The sequence below is a fragment of the Bradyrhizobium sp. WSM4872 genome, assembly GCF_055811715.1.
Genome location: NZ_JBVVPT010000002.1, coordinates 110,361 through 126,837 on the forward strand (window position 1 = coordinate 110,361; position 16,477 = coordinate 126,837).

General features: G+C 61.1%; 14 protein-coding genes. 4 read left to right on the forward strand and 10 right to left on the reverse strand.

All coding sequences use genetic code 11. The features are described from left to right. Positions 1-6: 6 nt before the first annotated feature. The 3 genes from rfbB to AC0L3C_RS03670 all read right to left on the reverse strand — a co-directional run bounded on the left by rfbB (position 7) and on the right by AC0L3C_RS03670 (position 3,675). Positions 7-1,119, reverse strand: a complete 1,113-nt coding sequence (gene rfbB / locus AC0L3C_RS03660) for a dTDP-glucose 4,6-dehydratase (RefSeq protein WP_473407187.1) — start codon at positions 1,117-1,119, stop codon at positions 7-9. 209 nt (positions 1,120-1,328) lie between these two features. Then, complete coding sequence (locus tag AC0L3C_RS03665) at positions 1,329-2,660, reverse strand: hypothetical protein (RefSeq protein ID WP_473407188.1); 1,332 nt, start codon at positions 2,658-2,660, stop codon at positions 1,329-1,331. A 58-nt stretch (positions 2,661-2,718) separates the two neighbouring features. Next, complete coding sequence (locus AC0L3C_RS03670; RefSeq protein ID WP_473407189.1) at positions 2,719-3,675, reverse strand: hypothetical protein; 957 nt, start codon at positions 3,673-3,675, stop codon at positions 2,719-2,721. Positions 3,676-4,107: 432 nt separating this feature from the next. Between AC0L3C_RS03670 and AC0L3C_RS03675 the strand changes: the two genes are divergently transcribed. Genes AC0L3C_RS03675 through AC0L3C_RS03685 form a run of 3 tightly spaced genes read left to right on the forward strand, consistent with a single transcriptional unit; the run spans position 4,108 to position 6,743 of the window. Next, positions 4,108-5,169 (forward strand): Gfo/Idh/MocA family protein, encoded by a 1,062-nt coding sequence (locus AC0L3C_RS03675; RefSeq protein WP_473407190.1) that lies wholly within the window; start codon positions 4,108-4,110, stop codon positions 5,167-5,169. After that, positions 5,166-5,633: an acyltransferase gene (locus tag AC0L3C_RS03680; RefSeq protein ID WP_473407191.1), complete on the forward strand. Its 468-nt coding sequence runs from the start codon at positions 5,166-5,168 to the stop codon at positions 5,631-5,633. The genes AC0L3C_RS03675 and AC0L3C_RS03680 overlap by 4 nt, the downstream gene beginning before the upstream one ends. 12 nt (positions 5,634-5,645) lie before the next feature. Next, complete coding sequence (locus AC0L3C_RS03685; RefSeq protein ID WP_473407192.1) at positions 5,646-6,743, forward strand: DegT/DnrJ/EryC1/StrS family aminotransferase; 1,098 nt, start codon at positions 5,646-5,648, stop codon at positions 6,741-6,743. Positions 6,744-6,761: 18 nt separating this feature from the next. On the opposite strand, the gene AC0L3C_RS03690 is transcribed toward AC0L3C_RS03685, so the two are convergent. The 4 genes from AC0L3C_RS03690 to AC0L3C_RS03705 form a co-directional block, all read right to left on the reverse strand. After that, the gene (locus AC0L3C_RS03690; protein ID WP_473407193.1) at positions 6,762-7,859 is read right to left on the reverse strand and encodes a hypothetical protein; all 1,098 of its coding nucleotides are present in this window, start codon (positions 7,857-7,859) and stop codon (positions 6,762-6,764) included. After that, entirely contained in the window at positions 7,859-9,295 is a 1,437-nt protein-coding gene (locus AC0L3C_RS03695) for an MBOAT family O-acyltransferase (protein WP_473407194.1), read from the reverse strand. The genes AC0L3C_RS03690 and AC0L3C_RS03695 overlap by 1 nt, the downstream gene beginning before the upstream one ends. A gap of 125 nt (positions 9,296-9,420) precedes the next feature. After that, complete coding sequence (locus AC0L3C_RS03700) at positions 9,421-10,389, reverse strand: NAD-dependent epimerase/dehydratase family protein (RefSeq protein WP_473407195.1); 969 nt, start codon at positions 10,387-10,389, stop codon at positions 9,421-9,423. A gap of 215 nt (positions 10,390-10,604) precedes the next feature. Further along, on the reverse strand, positions 10,605-11,831 hold the full coding sequence (locus AC0L3C_RS03705) for a phenylacetate--CoA ligase family protein (RefSeq protein ID WP_473407196.1): 1,227 nt from the start codon (positions 11,829-11,831) through the stop codon (positions 10,605-10,607). Positions 11,832-11,917: 86 nt separating this feature from the next. Here AC0L3C_RS03705 and AC0L3C_RS03710 point away from each other — a divergent pair, with 86 nt between their 5' ends. Next, complete coding sequence (locus tag AC0L3C_RS03710) at positions 11,918-13,072, forward strand: AGE family epimerase/isomerase (RefSeq protein ID WP_473407197.1); 1,155 nt, start codon at positions 11,918-11,920, stop codon at positions 13,070-13,072. Here the strand turns inward: AC0L3C_RS03710 and AC0L3C_RS03715 are convergent. From AC0L3C_RS03715 to AC0L3C_RS03725, 3 genes are all read right to left on the reverse strand, one after another. Continuing rightward, positions 13,069-13,911, reverse strand: coding sequence for an ABC transporter ATP-binding protein (locus tag AC0L3C_RS03715; RefSeq protein WP_473407198.1), 843 nt, complete (start codon positions 13,909-13,911; stop codon positions 13,069-13,071). The genes AC0L3C_RS03710 and AC0L3C_RS03715 overlap by 4 nt on opposite strands. Positions 13,912-14,071: 160 nt before the next feature. After that, entirely contained in the window at positions 14,072-15,355 is a 1,284-nt protein-coding gene (locus tag AC0L3C_RS03720; RefSeq protein ID WP_473407199.1) for an ABC transporter substrate-binding protein, read from the reverse strand. Between the two features lie 46 nt (positions 15,356-15,401). Then, positions 15,402-16,475 (reverse strand): branched-chain amino acid ABC transporter permease, encoded by a 1,074-nt coding sequence (locus tag AC0L3C_RS03725; RefSeq protein WP_473407200.1) that lies wholly within the window; start codon positions 16,473-16,475, stop codon positions 15,402-15,404. Positions 16,476-16,477 lie beyond the last annotated feature (2 nt).

Below are 16,477 nucleotides of genomic sequence, written 5' to 3' on the forward strand. Positions count from 1 at the left end.
ATTGCTTTAAACTGCGATCCGGAAGCCGTAATTCTTGTCGATCCACGCCCGGTAGGCGCCGCTGGTCACGTCGCGCCACCAATCTTCGCGGTCGAGGTACCAGCGGACGGTCTGGCGCAATCCGGTCTCGAACCCGACGCTGCATCGATTGCCGAGTTCTTCGGTGAGTTTCGTAGCGTCTATCGCATAGCGGTGATCGTGGCCCGGCCGGTCGGTTACATATGAGATCAGCGAGCGACAGCTCACCGCGGACGCCGCCGGACACGATGGAAAGCGCGCGGCGAGGTTTTTTTCGGCGGCGAACGCCGTGTCGATCGTCTCGCAGATCAGGCCGACCACGTCGCGGTTGGTGCGTTCATTGCCGCCGCCGACATTGTAAGTTTCCCCGACGCGTCCCCGCTCGATCACGCTCATCAGCGTAGCGCAATGGTCGGCGACGTGCAACCAGTCGCGGACGTTGGAGCCGTCGCCATAGATCGGCAGCGGCTTGCCCTCCAGCGCATGAATGATCATCAGCGGAATCAATTTCTCGGGGTGTTGATACGGGCCGTAATTGTTGGAGCAATTGGTGATCAGGGCAGGCATCCCGTAGGTCGGGACGAATGAGCGCACCAGATGGTCGCTCGCCGCCTTGCTTGCGGCATAGGGCGAGTTGGGACGATACGGCGAGGATTCCGAAAAGGCGGGTTCGTCCTCCCTTAGCGAGCCGTAGACTTCGTCGGTCGACACGTGAAGAAAGCGCGCGCGATCGATTGCACCCGAAGCGCGCCATGCGTCCAGCGCCGCCTTGAGCAGGGTGAAGGTGCCGAGCACGTTGGTTTGCAGGAAGGCCTCGGGATCGACGATGGACCGGTCGACATGAGATTCGGCAGCAAGGTGAGCGACGCGTGTGAATTTATGCTCGTCGAACAGCCGCCGCATCAGCGCCGCGTCTTGGATATCGCCCTTTACGAATCCGATGCTGCGATCGGCGATCAGCGGCTCCAGGCTGCGGACGTTTGCGGCATAAGTCATCGCATCGACGACAGTCAGCCGGTCATCCGGACGGGCCGCGTGCCAGGCATGCACCAGATTCTGGCCGATGAAGCCTGCGCCTCCGGTGATCAGAACGCTCTGCATCGGGAACCTCTGGCAAGCCTGACACCCGAAGGTGTTTCTGTTGGAGGGAACGTTGCCGTCGCGCGGGAAGGAAAGGCGTCAGCACAGCAAAAAAACGCGACCCACGACGAACAATCGTGACTTCAGGACACCACCTAGTCGATCCCAACTGATAATCCGCCGGATTTGGGCCGTCAAGGGACGGGTGCCGATGCGATCCTGCCAATCGGTCAGTGGGCGGTCGTCGATTTACGAATCGTCCGACCGATCGGGATTTCGCGTGGCGTGACATACCACAGCAGGAAAAGAATGAAGGCGCCGTTCGTCAATAGTGTCGTTGTGAGCGGCACGTTCAGAAAGATCTGCGGAAGAACGCCGCCTGAAATTAGTATGAATCTCGATGGCAGCCCGGCGGACAATCGATTGCCGAGCGCTATCACGAGCCCGCATGCAAACCCGGAAAATGGCGCCAGGATTGGTCCGACCGACGCAATGCCTTCCGTAGCAAAGAGCGATGCGTTGAAATTGCCCAACTGATAGGCCCGCTCCATCACGATCGACAGCGGATCGCTGTAGGGGCAGCCGGCGAGCGGCTTTAAGAGCGAGATCTGGCAAAACAGCGTGACGTGGTGCGTCGAAAAGTAGTCGTTATAGAAGTCGAGCGCACTAGATGGAATGGCGACCATCCTGAAATTGATAGCGCCGAAATAATTCCTGATTAGCTCGTATGGAAGCAAGCCGAGTTTGAACAGCAGGGCTAAGATGACTCCAGCCGATACCGGCACAAACAATGACAGCACGACAGAAGTTCTGTCTTCGAACACGCGGCAAAGCAGCGTCAGAAGCAGCAGCCAAATAGGAGCAAAGAGCGTAAGCTTGGTGAGCGTGACGGGATAGAACAGCAACAAGAGCACCAAAACCAACGCTGCGCGCCACCGCTGACCACGCTCGACGAAGCAGGCAAATGCAAATGGTAACAGCGCGCCAGACGTTACGCCAATGGGATAGGCAAGCCAAGTCGGGATTTGCAGCTCGTTGCGGAAGCCGTAAATATCGCCGACGCCAACCAGCCTAAAGTTGTAGAAAGCGCCGATCGCGACGACAAGCGCCGCAAAGATCAGGATGAAGGACAGCAGGTTCTCGAGCGTCCGCCCCGAGAGGGTATATGTCTGCCTGATCGGCGATGTGATGAACAGTGCGGGCACCAGGAATGCCAGCACGGAGCCAAAAGCTGAAATACTCGCCAATGCATGATCGTAGTTGAATCGCGAAAAGGCAACGAGCCAGAGGTATCCCAGGATCATGGTGTAGAAATAAAATCCCAAGACGTAACCGAAGCTGAATCGACTGAATGCGAAAAGAACTGAAACCAGAGCGATGGGGATAATATTGAGGGCGGCCTCATAGAGCCTGACTTGGTCGAACATGGCGACCTTGATATTCGCGTAGAACTCAGCGACGTAGACGAGCGAGAGGCAGCAGACGGCGACGTGAAGGTATATCAGGAAGGCTGGTCCTAGCCTGGTGTTCGGATGCGGCGCGTTATCGGATAGCTCGGTCATACGCATTGTGCCAAAAACGGTGTTTCGGCGACTGCGGATTGCAAAATTCGCCTGATGCTCAAGTCTTTCTGGTGGCCATATTGTGAGACATGACAATGGTTCCAAAGCCAACCAGAAGCGATACCGCCAACGCAACAAGCAGCAAGAGGAGCCGGCGCTTGGTCGGCTCCATTGCGGGCATCAGCATCGCGGGCAACGATATGTACGTCTCCATCAAGCCGTTTTTCTCAAACTGCGCATTGGCGATCGTCGCGTCTTGCGCTTCGCGCAGGCGCTGCGTGTCCGTAAGTTCTCGGATGAGTCGAGACCTTTCAAGGGTCAATCTGCCCATCAGATTTGTCAGGCTTGAAATTTGCTCGTGCAACTCCCGAATTTCGGCTTCAAGCGTGGCGCCCTCGCCGGCGGCTGGCGGCGCTGTGGCGGTGCGCTGATAAAGTGCCGCCAGATTTTCCCGCTGTTTCTGGAACTGGCTGCGCAGATCGTCCGTGAGAACGCCGATGCGATCGATCTCATTTGACTCGTCCTTGATCTGTTGTTCGAAGTTGTCGCCCGCCTTGATCGCCAGGGCTATTCGGGTCTCGATGCGCTGGCGCAAAGCCGTCGCGCGTGGCGCCAACTCCTTCACGACGAGATCGGCGGTGGTTTTCTGAAATTCCTTTGCCTCGTTTTCAAGACCTGGGTCGATGGTGCTCACCATCGACACGGAGCGCCCGATGCTGTCGGCGCTTGGATTTTGCAGCGCGGCCAGGATTACGGGCGAAACGCCCTTGTTTGCCATCGCCTGTAGCGCTGCTGGACCGTAGACGCTGGGTATCCGTCTTGCGACATTCTCCGGTGGCTCAATCGCCTCCAGCTTGTCGCCGACAACCACAGAGCCAATTTCTATCGACGACCGGACCGTTGCCCGCGTGGGCAGCGTGAAAACGACGAGGGCGGCAGCGACGAAGGTTAAACACACCGCAAAAAGAAATGAAAATCGGTGTGACCAAAGGATCTGCAAAATGGGAGCAGTCATGATTCTAGCTTCAATAATCCATCAGGAGCCGAATGGGCATCGGTTGAATATTCCGATAGCGAGACTGCGGGACTGCCAAAGTTTAGGGGAAGCAATGCGGTAAGTCCATCACCCGCCCGCCGCGTGCCCAAAAGGCTGCTCTTTTCGGCGGACAACGTGCAAAATGTAACGCGGGGCGAACCGGAAGCCGTTGAATTGTCCGAAGCCGTTCCGGCTCTCTCCGGAGAGCTTTCCCAAGTTCCGGGAAGCGTTTCCGGCTTGCGATTCGCGTTGTTTCCCCAATCATCCTCCGTGTTTCGGCCCCCGAATCAGGCTTTCAGACTTGATTTATAAGGGCTTTCGCGAATATAGACTGGCATGTCACCAGCCGCCCCGCGCCCAGTGCGGCTCCTTTCCTCTGGCCTTGCCGCCGCTCCGCAAAAGGGAACCGCTATGATCAAGTTCGGCTTGCTCGGTTGCGGGCGCATCGCGAAGCGTCACTCCGATCTGCTGGGCGGCCACCACGTCGATCGGGCCGGTCTTGCTGGGGTCTGCGATCCGATTCGTTCGCGCGCCGATGCGATCGCGTCGAAGTTCGGCGTCCCGGCCTATTACGATATCGATGACTTTCTGGCGCAAAAAGACATCGACGCGGTTGCGGTCCTGACGCCAAGCGGAATGCATCCCGAGCATGTCATCGCCTGCGCCAGGGCGGGAAAGCATGTGGTTGTGGAAAAGCCGATGGCGCTGCGGCTCCAGGATGCGGACGACATGATCCGCGCCTGCGACGAGGCCGGCGTCAAGCTGTTCGTCGTCAAGCAAAATCGCTTCAACGTTCCGGTCGTTAAGGCGCGCGAGGCCCTGGACGCGGGCCGATTCGGGCGGCTTGTTCTGGGCACGGTACGCGTGCGTTGGTGCCGCGACCAGGCCTATTACGATCAGGATGACTGGCGTGGCACGTGGGCCTATGACGGCGGCGTGCTCACCAATCAGGCCAGTCATCATGTAGACATGCTGGAGTGGTTCTTTGGCGACGTAGTGAGCGTTCATGCGCGCGCGATCACCGCACTCGCAAAGATCGAAACTGAAGATACCGCTGTGGCGACCCTGAAGTTCCGCAACGGTGCACTGGGGATTATTGAAGCGACGACCGCCGCCCGACCAACCGATCTCGAAGGATCTCTGTCAATCCTGGGAGAGAAGGGCACGGTCGAAATCGCCGGCTTTGCCGTCAATCAGATCAGGCATTGGCGTTTTGTCGATGAGCTTGCGTCGGACAACGACGTGGTCGAGAAATTTTCGGTCAATCCGCCCAACGTCTATGGCTTTGGCCATCAAGCCTACTATCAGCACGTCATCGACTGCCTGGTGCATCAGCGCGCGGCGCTGGTGGATGGTCTTGAGGGACGCAAGAGCCTCGAGCTGATTTCCGCCCTTTACGAGTCGATCGAGACCGGCCAGGAGGTCGCGTTGCATTTTACGCCCCGGCTGTGCCGGCTCGGTGTGGCGTCGTGAACCAGCCCGTCGTGCATCATGCCGGCGTGCGCAACGTCGAATTCGGCGCGCGGGTCAAGATCGTCGAACCGTGCAATCTATACGGCTGCAAGATCGGCGATGACTGCTTTGTAGGTCCCTTTACCGAAATCCAGAAGGACGTGCAGATCGGCGCGCGCACTCGCGTGCAGTCGCATGCCTTCATCTGCGAACTGGTGACGATCGGTGATGACTGCTTTGTCGGTCATGGGGTGATGTTCATCAATGACACGTTTTCGACCGGCGGCCCTGCGGGCGGACGCAAGGAATTATGGCGTGAGACCGTGATCGGTAATCGGGTTTCGATCGGCTCCAACGCCACGATCATGCCGGTCCGCATTGCCGACGGTGCCGTGATCGGGGCGGGCGCGGTCGTGACCAGGGACATCACCACTGCCGGCACTTATGCGGGCAACCCGGCGCGCAGGCTGCCGTCGCGCGGATAAGGAAGATCAAGGATGCCGGTACCCTTCGCAGATCTGCAACTTCAATACCAAACCATCAAGGGCGAGATCGACACCGCGATCGCCGCCGTGATCCGCGATAACGCGTTCATCCGCGGATCCTATGTCGATGCTTTCGAGCGGGAATTCGCCAGCGCCGTGGACGTCAAACACTGTGTGTCCTGTGCCAACGGCACCGATGCGCTTTATCTCGCCATGGCCGCGCTGAACGTCAAACCAGGCGACGAGGTCATCACGACGGCGCATTCGTGGATATCGACATCCGCGATGATCACCCACGCCGGCGCGACCGTGGTGTTCTGCGATACCGACGGCGCGACCTTTACGATTGATCCGGCGGCGATCGAGGCGGCGATCACGCCGCGCACGGTTGGCATCATTCCGGTGCATCTGTACGGACAGCCGGCGGATATGGATGCGATCATGGCGATCGCGCACAAGCACAAGCTCTGGGTAATTGAGGATTGCGCGCAGGCGCATCTGGCGCGCTACAAGGGTCGGCAGATCGGCACTTTCGGCGCTGCGGCAACCTATTCATTTTATCCAGGCAAGAATCTGGGTGCGATGGGCGATGCCGGGGCGGTTGTCACCAACGATGGTGCGCTCGCCGAGCACATGACAATGCTCGCGCGCCATGGCGGCTTGGTCAAGCATCAGCACCACATCGAGGGCATCAACAGCCGGCTTGACGGCATGCAGGCGGCGATCCTGTCCGCCAAATTGCCGCATCTGCCGGACTGGACCAAGGCGCGACAGGATGCCGCCAAGGTATATGACGCAGGCCTCAATCAGATCCAGGATGTGGTTGTTCCCCACGTCGCCGCGGGCCGCACCCACGTCTATCACCTCTATACCATTAAGCATCCGCGCCGCGACGCACTGGCCGCGCATCTCAACGCCAACGGCGTTCAGACCGCGATCAACTATCCGACCGCATTGCCGTTTCTCGCCGCCTATAGCCGCCTCAAGCATCGTCCCGAGCAGTTTCCGTACGCGCATCGGGATCAGGGCAGCATCTTGTCGCTGCCGATGTTCGCCGAGATCACACAGGATCAGCAGCGCGCGGTGGTTGAACTCATTCGTGAGTTTTAGCTCAGCCGGTCCGTTCTTTCAGTTTAGCTGATAGACATCGACCTGCGCCTTGAGCCGCTCAATTGATGCGGTGGGCGCGTCGCGGCTGACGAGGTAGTTGCCCGCCGCCAAATAGGACAAGAGCTTCAAATCAATCGTGTGCGCATGATGGATCACGTCTGCATAATTGTTCAGATCGTGGGTTATTTCCTTCGCTTCGCGAAAATCAAACAGCCGGACATTGGGCAGTGCCGTCAGCCGCCGGTTGGCATAGGCGGAGAAGTCATAAACTATCTTCAGCGTCGCCGGGGAAGCCTCGCGCATCGACACGAATTGCAGGATTGAGTAGGGCGGAAAAAAGATGTCGAAGGTTACGTCCGGATGCTCAACGATCATGCCGACTGCATCGCGCTCGAAATTGCGGACCATTGCCGCATAATTATAGCCCGCGGCTATCTCGCCCGGAGCATTCAGGAAGTGTCTAAAAGAGGCACGAGCCTTGGCGGAATTGTACGTGGTTGAAAGCTCGATATTGGCGGGAAAGGCGTTCAGCTCGTTCAGATCGTCTTGCTGAAATTTAAGATACTGGGCCGCGGACAGCCCGTGTGCGATCGTGTCCAATCGTCTGACCCCGCGAAGCGCGATCCACAGCGACTCGCGCGCTGTCTCGAGGCTGAATAGATATCCCGCAATTCCCTTCGCGTTCATCAGATAGAGATCGGCCGGCATATACACGTCGGAGCCGACATCCGGAGCATCACGGAAGATCCAGTCGTCCATCTGCCAGATGACCAGCCTGGGATGACGGCGAAGTGCGGCGTCGAGCACGAACCTTTGCTCGACAGAGGTTGATCCCGACATCGCCAGCTTGACGGAATGTACGCCGAGTTGCTTGTCGATTTCGCTTTGGCGGAAGTGAACCGCAAGCGACGTGCCCATGAAGACGGTATCGAAGTCCTGGCTTCGAATAAGGCCTGCGTCCTGCAACCGGCTGTCGGGAGTATACCAATGACGGCCCAACTGGAAAACGCCGAATAGCTGCAGCGGATCGACGACGAAATTGAACGCCGCGATCAGGACCGCGATCGTCAAGCCGGTAGCGAGAAACAGGACCAAATTTTTAGCAGCTGCGCTCATCAGAACCTGAAATAGATGAATTCGCTGTGCTGCTGGATTCCGAGGACCGCAAAGGCCAGCAGCGCCGCGCTCACATAAATGAATGACCGCCGTTGCTGCCACGCGCCGACGGCTTGGCCCACGGTTCTGTTGTCGTGATCATAGCCCACGATGGTTTGCGTGTTCGGCGCGAACCACGCCAGCAGCGCATAAGCGCCGACCATCGCGGCAGCCAACATGTCGCGGTAACTTAGGTCGCTGTGAGCCGGGCTTGCCATCTTCGACAGGATTGACATCGCCGACGCCATGCTGTCAGCGCGGAAGAACACCCAGGCAATGACGACCGAGAGGAAGGTCAGGAGAAATGCGACAAGATTGGCCGCAGGCGCGAAACGCGGCCCGATTGCTGGACCAAAACGGTTCCAGGCGTGATTGATGCAGAGATACAGGCCATGCAAGACGCCCCAGGCGACAAAACTCCAGGTCGCGCCGTGCCAGAGCCCACCGAGCGCCATCGTGACCATCAGGTTGATGTAGCGCAGAACCGTGCCGTGGCGATTGCCGCCGAGCGGGATATAGAGATAGTCGCGCAGAAACTGCGACAGCGTCATGTGCCAGCGCCGCCAGAAATCGATGATGTTCGTGGCCTTGTACGGCGAATTGAAATTAAGCGGCAGGAACACGCCGAACATCAGCGAAATGCCGATCGCCATGTCGGAATAGCCGGAGAAATCGAAATAGAGCTGGAACGTGTAGGCCAGTGCGCCGATCCAAGCCTGAGCGAAGGACGGTGTATCCGCACCGAACGCGAGCGCGACAAACGGCTGGATGCCGTCGGCTAGGCAGGACTTCTTGAACAGGCCGATCCCGAAGATGATCAGGCCGCACAGAATGAGATGCATATCCGGCCGCTTGGCTTCCGCGCGCTCGAACTGCGGGATCATGTCCTTGTGGTGAAGGATCGGCCCTGCAATCAGATGTGGGAAATAGGTGACGAACAGCGCGTAATGCGGCAGCCGGTAGCCCACGACCTTGCCGCGATAGGCGTCTACCAGGAAGGCGATCTGGGTAAAGGTGTAGAAGGATATCCCGACCGGGAGCAGGACATCGACCGTGAGGCCGGCAGAAAACAGCGCATTGAGGTTGGCGGCAAGGAAGCCGGCATATTTGAAATAGCCGAGCACTACGAGATCGCCGGCGACGCCAAGCGTGAGCACCGCAAAACGTGGTCCGGCGCGCAGCCGGCTTGTGATCAGCAACAGGCCGATGACGTAGTTGAAGGCGATCGACGCCAGCAGCAGGGCCACGAATTGCCAGTTGCTGACGGCGTAGAAGGCCAGCGACGCCACCGCCAGCCAGACCACGGGCGCCAGGTTGCTGAACCGTCCCAACACAAAATAGCCGATCACGACAACCGGCAGGAAAAGGAAGATGAAGGGATAAGAGTTGAAGAGCATGGCCTCGTACTGGCGAACAGGTGGAAATTTTTGAATTACGCTCTTCGAGAGTCCAACTGCGACGGCTACTCTCTCGTGTAGTTCGAGGCTCTGAGTTCACAAACTCGAAAACTTCTGGGCATGTTCTATGCCTTATCGCCGATATAAGGGATGACTGATGTAGTTGCTTTGAGAGCGTTCCCAAGACCTTTATCAAGGCTGACAGATGGATGCCAGCCCGTCTTCAATGCCTTGGAAGTGTCGAGCTCCTGAGATCCGGCAACGCTGTCGCTAGCTTCGGATCGGCCGGTCATTCTAAACAGCGTTTTCAGCGCGAATACGGGAAAATGCAGAATACGCGCTTTCTTGCCCATGGCGCCGGCGATCCGCCGGATAAATTCGGGCGTCGATACCTGCTCGTCATCGGCTACCAGGAACACCTCGAACTTGTCGCCGGGATGGGTAAGCCGGTGGACGATGAATGATGCCAGGTTTTCGACTCCCAGAAACGCCCGCCGGTTGTGGATCGAGCCGAATGGTAGCGGAACGCCGCGCTCGGCCGCTTTGACCAGCAGCCTGAAATTGCCCAGCGCGCCGGGGCCATAGATCAGGGGCGGCCGGATGACGGTGACGCTCATGTCAACATACTTCGCCAACGCTTCGAGGCCCGTCTCGGCGGCGGCCTTCGACAGCCCGTAAACGCCGCGCGGGGTCACAGGGTCATCTTCGCGGAACGGACGGCGACCGTCGGTACTGGCGCCGTTGACCAGGATTGTGCTCAAATAGATGAACTGACGCACGCCGGCTTTGGCGGCGCATCGGGCGAGCTGCAATGTTCCCTCGGTGTTGATGCTCCGATAGATCTCACTCGCATGTTCCTCGCGCGGATGATGCACCCGGGCGGCCAGATGCACCACCGCATCGACGCCGCGCAGCGCTTCATCCCAATTGGTGCCGGGGCCGATCGTATCGACGACGACCGCATTGGGCTCGGACGAAGGCTTGCGCATGGCTTTCCGGACGATCATGCCGCTGGCGGCCAGCGCGGGCGCCACGTTTCGACCGACGAAGCCATTCGCGCCCGTCAGCAAAACCACAAGTCGACCGTCCCTCATTTGCAGGCTCCGCTCGCCGCGCTACGCAAAGGGCGCTTTAGCGAGGCGCTGGTTTCTTGCCAAGGCCAACACCCACAGGGCCAATCCAATGTACCCCGATGGCGGTGGTTTGCGCACGCTTAGCCCGATATCCCGACCATCGGCCGCGAAACCTGCAAGACCAACCGCGCTCGATGCTGATCGTCTCGGTTCCGGGCCGATGGCAGCGAGCTAGACTAGGTGCGTTCGTCCGCGATGACCTTGCCGTCGTTCGGCAGCAACTGAGGCGCCACCCAGATCACGGAGCCCCCAAGCTTGGTGACACTGCGTAACGTGGCGTTGACGGCATCGCACAGCGCCGCGTCCGGATTTGTTGCTTCTGCCATCAGCGTCATGGCGTCGGTCTCGCCCTGGCGCGTCACGACCAGACGCAGCCGTCCGAGTTCCGGATGGCGCTTGCCGATCTCGACGATCTGCTCGGGACGGACGAACATGCCTTTGATCTTGGTGGTCTGGTCGGCGCGGCCCATCCAGCCCTTGATGCGCATGTTGGTGCGCCCGCAGGCGCTGGTGCCCGGCAGTGCCGCGGTGAGGTCGCCGAGCGCGAGCCGGATCCAGGGATGGTGCGGGTCGAGCGAGGTCACGACGATCTCGCCGACATCGCCTGGCGCCACGGGATCGCCGGTGCCGGGCTTGACGATCTCCATGATGAGATCTTCGTTCACGACCATGCCGTCGCGCGCGCTGGTCTCGAAGGCGATGAGGCCGAGATCGGCAGTGCCAAAGGCTTGGTAGGCATCGATGCCGCGCGCCTTGATCTCGGCCTGAAGCGAGGGCGGGAAAGCCGCGCCCGAGACCAGCGCGCGCTTGATCGAGGAGACGTCGCGGCCCGAGCTTGCGGCAGCATCGAGCAAGATCTTCAGGAAGTCCGGCGTGCCGCTGTAGCCGACGGGACGGTAGGCCTCGATCAGCTCGAATTGCTGCTCGGTATTCCCTGGACCAGCCGGGATCACGGCGCAACCCAGCGCGCGGGCCGAGGCATCGAAGATGAAGCCGCCGGGGGTGAGATGGTAGCTGAAGGTGTTGAGCACGATGTCGTCGGGCCGGAACCCGGCCGCGAATAGCGCCCGTGCGCCGCGCCAGGGGTCGGCCTGCCGCCCCTCCGGCTCGAAAATCGGCCCGGGAGAGGTGAAGAGACGGGCGAACGAGCCGGGCGCGGCCGCGACGAACCCTCCGAAGGGCGTGGAGGCCTTGTGCAGGGCCGGCAGTTCCGACTTGCGCAGCACCGGCAGGCCCGCCAGTGCCGCCCGGGAGGTCACGGTAGCCGGATCCACGGCTTTCAGCCGATCGGCATAGGCGGGCGCGGTCATCGCAGCGCGCAGCACGCCGGGCAGGCGGGCGAACAGATCGGCCTCGCGCGCGGCTTGCTCGCGCGTCTCGAGGGCGTCGTAATGGGCGGTCATGGCTGATCTTTCCGGGTTGGCATCCGTTGCGCGCCGCCGCCGGCATGGGTATCAGACGGCCATGGACGAGGTTTGAAGGGGACGCGATGGCGGACGAGGGAATCAGTGCGGCGGATGAGGCTGCGGACGTCGTCGCGCGCCTGAAGCGCCGCATGATCGACGAGGCGCTGCCGCTGTGGTCGACGGTCGGCTGGGACCATGGCGCGGGTGGTTTCATCGATCGGCTGCACCGTGACGGCACGGCGGACAGCGCCGCGCCGCGCCGGGTGTTCGTGCAGGCCCGCCAGATCTGGTGCTACGCCAAGGCTGCGCAGATGGGCTGGTACCCTGAGGGGCGCGCCATCGCACTGAAGGGGCTCGAGCATCTGCTCGCCAAAGCAAAGGCGCCCGACGGCCGGCCCGGCTACGTGCACCGGCTGACGCCGGAGGGGGCGGTGCTGGACGCCCGCCGCGATGCCTACGACCACGCCTTCATCCTGTTTGCGCTCGCGGCCGTCTATGCACTCGACCAGGACGCACAAATTCGCGCCGAGATCGATGCGCTGCTCGCCTTCCTCGACGGCCATCTGCGCTCGCCGCACGGCGGCGTCCACGAAAGCCTTCCGGTCTCGCTGCCGCGCCGGCAGAACCCGCATATGCATCTGTTCGAGGCGATGATCGCGTGCTTCGACGCGACTCACGATTTGTCGTTCCAGAACCGCGCCGGCGAGTTCTTCGCGCTGTTCCTCGCCAATCTCTACGACAAGCGGACGCGCGCGCTCGGCGAATATTTCGAAGAGGACTGGTCGAAGATCGCGCCGGTCAGCGTCGAGCCCGGCCACCAGGCGGAATGGGTCTGGTTGCTGAAGGGGTTCGAACGCATCACGGGCTGCCCGACCGGACAGCGGCGCGCCGAGCTGCTGGAAACCGCGCTGCGCTATCGCGACGAGGCCACCGGCTGCCTGATCGACGAGGGTGACGACGCAGGCAACATTCGCCGCACTACGCGCCGGCTGTGGCCACAGACCGAGATTGCGAAGGCGTGGATAGCGCAGGCCGAATCCGGCGAGGCGGGCGCGGCGGACGAGGCGCGCATGGCGCTGGCGCGGCTCGAACGCCATTATCTCAGCCATCCCGTGCGGGGCGGCTGGTACGACCAGTTCGAGCGCGACGGCAAATCGCTGATCGACACCATTCCTGCGTCGTCGTTCTATCATGTTCTCTGCGCAGTCACGGAAGCGGAACAGGTATTGGAAGGCTAAAGCCAGCGCTTGCGCCGCTTGAAACTCTTGAGGTTCTTGAAGCTCTTGCGCTGGTCGCCGGCGCCGCCGAGGTAGAATTCCTTGACGTCCTCGTTGTCGCGCAATTCGTCCGCGGTGCCGTCGAGCACGACCTTGCCCTGCTCCATGATGTAGCCGTGGCTTGCCACCGACAGCGCCGCGCGGGCGTTCTGCTCGACCAGGAGAATGGTGACGCCGAGGTCACGGTTGATCTTGTGGATGATCGAGAACACTTCTTTCACCAGCAGCGGCGACAGGCCCATGGAGGGCTCGTCCATCAGGATCATCTTCGGGCGCGCCATCAGCGCGCGGCCGATCGCCAGCATCTGCTGCTCGCCGCCGGAAAGATAACCTGCAAGCCCGGTGCGCTCCTTCAGGCGCGGGAAATAGTTGAAGACCATATCGAGATCGGCTCCGACCTCGCGGTCCCTGCGGGTGAAGGCGCCGAGCTTGAGATTTTCCAGTGAGGTCATGTCGGCGACGATGCGCCGGCCCTCCATCACCTGGAAGATGCCGCGGCGGACGATCTTGTCGGGGTCGATGCCGTTGATGCGCTCGCCCTCGAACAGGATCTCGCCGCGCGTGACTTCGCCGTCCTCGGTCTTGAGCAGCCCGGAGATCGCCTTCAGCGTCGTCGACTTGCCGGCGCCGTTGGCGCCGAGCAGTGCCACGATCGCGCCCTTGGGCACGTCAAGGCTGAGGCCGCGCAGCACCAGGATGACGTCGTCATAGACGACCTCGATGTTGCGCACGGCAAGGAGAGGCCGTGCGGGTACGATGCCGGGGGAAGAACGAGCTGCTGCTTCGTGAATTTCGGTCATGCCTCATACTCCGCTGTCGTCGCCCGGCTTGATCGGGCGACCCAGTATTCCAGAGACGCCTGAGACTCACGGAGAGGCCCCGGCGTACTGGATCCCCCGCTCCAGTGCGCGCTGCGCACAAGGCGGGGGATGACATTTGTGTGTGAGGTGAGCGCTAAGCTCACCAGCCCAGCAATTCCGGCTTGCGCGGGAGCTCGACGGTCTTGACCTTCTCGAGTTTGATCGCGCCCTTGGCCATGAGGTCGTTGAGGTCGCCGTCGGTCGCGCCCGCAATCTTGGTGCGGTAGAGGTCGACCTTCAGCGTGCCGCGATGGTCCTTGTCGGTCCAGGTCGAGGGATTGCAGACCCCTTCCATGCCGGCCGGCACCCAGTCCTTCTTCTGGTAGAAGCCCTTGGCGACGTTCTCGCCGGTGGCGCCGCCGTTCTTGGCGGCCCAATCGATCGCCTCCTTCATATAGAGTGCCGAGCAGACCGCCGCGATGTAGTGCACGGGCCGATAGACCTTACCCGTCGGGTCGGACATCTTCGAGATCTCCATCACCGTCTTCATGCCGGGCGCATCGCCGCCCCAGCTCACAGCGGTGCGCAGCGGGAAGATCACGCCGTCGGCGGCATCGCCCGCGGTCTTGGCGGCGTTCTCGTCCATGCCCCAGACATTGCCCATGAACTGGACGTCGACGCCGGCGGTCTTGCAGGCCTTCATCACCGAGATGTTGGACGCGGCGGTGTTGCCGAGATAGGCGTAGTTGGCGCCTGAGGATTTCAGGCTCAGGCACTGCGCGCTGTAGTCACCCGGCGCGAGCGCGAACACCAGCGGCGGCAGCACCTCGAAACCGAGCTCCTGCGCCATGGCTTCGCCGGCGGCCTTCGGCGCGTTCGGATAGGGGTGGTTGGCGCCCATGTGGACGAATTTCGGCTTGCCAGACTTCCCCTTGGCCTTCCAGTCTTCGGCTGCCCACATCAGCATCGCGCGCAGCGAGTCCGAATAGCTCGGACCATAGAAGAAATTATAGGGTGCGGGCTTGGCCTTGCCGCTGACACCTTCGGGATCGGTGAGGGCGGCGGCGTAGGAGCCGGAGAGATCGGGGATTTTATCTTGTGCGAGGAAGCCGGTCAGCGCCTCGGTGTCTGCAGTGCCCCAGCCCATGATCGCCGCGACCTTGGAATCCGGCGCCGACCACTTCTTGTAGAGCGCGATCGCGCGCGGTACCTGGTAGCCATAATCGTTGGTGTCGACGTTGAGCTGCTTGCCGCCGACGCCGCCGTTCTTGTTGACCCAGGCGAAGGTATCGGCGACGGCCTGGCCGTAGGGCGTGCCGACGTCGGACGTGCCGCCGGAATAGTCGGCGAGATGCCCGATCGCGATCTGCGCCTGCGCGCCTGACGCGAATGCGGCGATCGCCAGCGCAAGTGACGCGGTGCTCAAAAGGGATTTTGTCTTCATTGGTTGCCTCCTCCTGTTTATTTGTTGGTTAGCGAGTTGCCCGCGCTCAATGCGAGAACGGGTAGAGTTTCCAGTATGCCTTGATCTGTCGCCAGCGATGGGCGAGCCCGTCGGGCTCGAACATCAGGAACGCGATGATGATCACCCCGATCGCGATCTCGCGCAGGAAGGTGATGTTGTTGTTGAGCGAAAGCGCCTTGTCGATCGCACCGCCCTTCAGCGCCACGCTGAGGAACTCCATCGTTTCGGGCAGCAGCACCACGAACGCAGTGCCCATCAGCGTGCCCATGATCGAACCGGTGCCGCCGATGATGACCATGGCGAGAAACAGGACCGAGCGCTCGATGCCGAAACCCTCTTGCGATACCACGAGCTGGTAGTGCGCATAGAGCGCGCCAGCGATGCCGGCGAAGAACGCGGCGAGGCCGAACGACAGCGTGCGATACTTTGTGAGATTGATGCCCATGATCTCCGCGGAGAGATAATGGTCGCGGATCGCCACCAGCGCGCGGCCGTCGCGGGTGCGCATCAGATTGGTAACGAGGACGTAGCTTGCAACCACATAGGCGAGCACAACGTAGAAATATTGCCTGTCGCCGCGCAGCGTGTAGCCGAAGATCGAGAACGGACTGGCGCTGGCCGGCACCGAGCCGCCGGTGAACCACTCCGCGCGGGAGAAGAAGTCGAGCAGGATGTATTGCGCGGCGAGCGTGGCGATGACGAGGTAGAGGCCCTTCAACCGCGCCGCCGGGATGCCGAAGATCAGCCCGACCAGCGCGGTGACGACGCCCGCGAGCGGAATCGCGAAGAACACCGGAACGTGTGCTTCGTTGGAGATATAGGCCGAGGTGAAGGCGCCGAGCAGGAAGAAGGCGGCGTGCCCGATAGAAATCTGGCCGGTGAAACCGACCAGGATGTTCAACCCGAGCGCCGCGATCGAGAAAATGCCGATCTGGATCAGGATGCTGAGCCAATAGCCGCCGAGAATTTGCGGCACGAGGCAGAGCAGCAGCACGCCGGCGATCGCAAAATTGCGGCTGGTCGTGGTCGGGAAGATCGTGGTGTCGGCCGCGTAAGAGGTGCGGAAATCACCAGCAGGGATGAGGGCGGGGCCGGCCATGG

What these genes read in the sequence shown, in the direction of transcription:
- AC0L3C_RS03665 (WP_473407188.1), bottom strand. Translation starts at nt 2,660, where the DNA reads ATGACCGAGCTATCCGATAACGCGCCGCATCCGAACACCAGGCTAGGA.
- rfbB (WP_473407187.1), bottom strand. Translation starts at nt 1,119, where the DNA reads ATGCAGAGCGTTCTGATCACCGGAGGCGCAGGCTTCATCGGCCAGAAT.
- AC0L3C_RS03690 (WP_473407193.1), bottom strand. Translation starts at nt 7,859, where the DNA reads ATGAGCGCAGCTGCTAAAAATTTGGTCCTGTTTCTCGCTACCGGCTTG.
- AC0L3C_RS03720 (WP_473407199.1), bottom strand. Translation starts at nt 15,355, where the DNA reads ATGAAGACAAAATCCCTTTTGAGCACCGCGTCACTTGCGCTGGCGATC.
- AC0L3C_RS03675 (WP_473407190.1), top strand. Translation starts at nt 4,108, where the DNA reads ATGATCAAGTTCGGCTTGCTCGGTTGCGGGCGCATCGCGAAGCGTCAC.
- AC0L3C_RS03700 (WP_473407195.1), bottom strand. Translation starts at nt 10,389, where the DNA reads ATGAGGGACGGTCGACTTGTGGTTTTGCTGACGGGCGCGAATGGCTTC.
- AC0L3C_RS03710 (WP_473407197.1), top strand. Translation starts at nt 11,918, where the DNA reads ATGGCGGACGAGGGAATCAGTGCGGCGGATGAGGCTGCGGACGTCGTC.
- AC0L3C_RS03725 (WP_473407200.1), bottom strand. Translation starts at nt 16,475, where the DNA reads ATGGCCGGCCCCGCCCTCATCCCTGCTGGTGATTTCCGCACCTCTTAC.
- AC0L3C_RS03715 (WP_473407198.1), bottom strand. Translation starts at nt 13,911, where the DNA reads ATGACCGAAATTCACGAAGCAGCAGCTCGTTCTTCCCCCGGCATCGTA.
- AC0L3C_RS03705 (WP_473407196.1), bottom strand. Translation starts at nt 11,831, where the DNA reads ATGACCGCCCATTACGACGCCCTCGAGACGCGCGAGCAAGCCGCGCGC.
- AC0L3C_RS03685 (WP_473407192.1), top strand. Translation starts at nt 5,646, where the DNA reads ATGCCGGTACCCTTCGCAGATCTGCAACTTCAATACCAAACCATCAAG.
- AC0L3C_RS03695 (WP_473407194.1), bottom strand. Translation starts at nt 9,295, where the DNA reads ATGCTCTTCAACTCTTATCCCTTCATCTTCCTTTTCCTGCCGGTTGTC.
- AC0L3C_RS03670 (WP_473407189.1), bottom strand. Translation starts at nt 3,675, where the DNA reads ATGACTGCTCCCATTTTGCAGATCCTTTGGTCACACCGATTTTCATTT.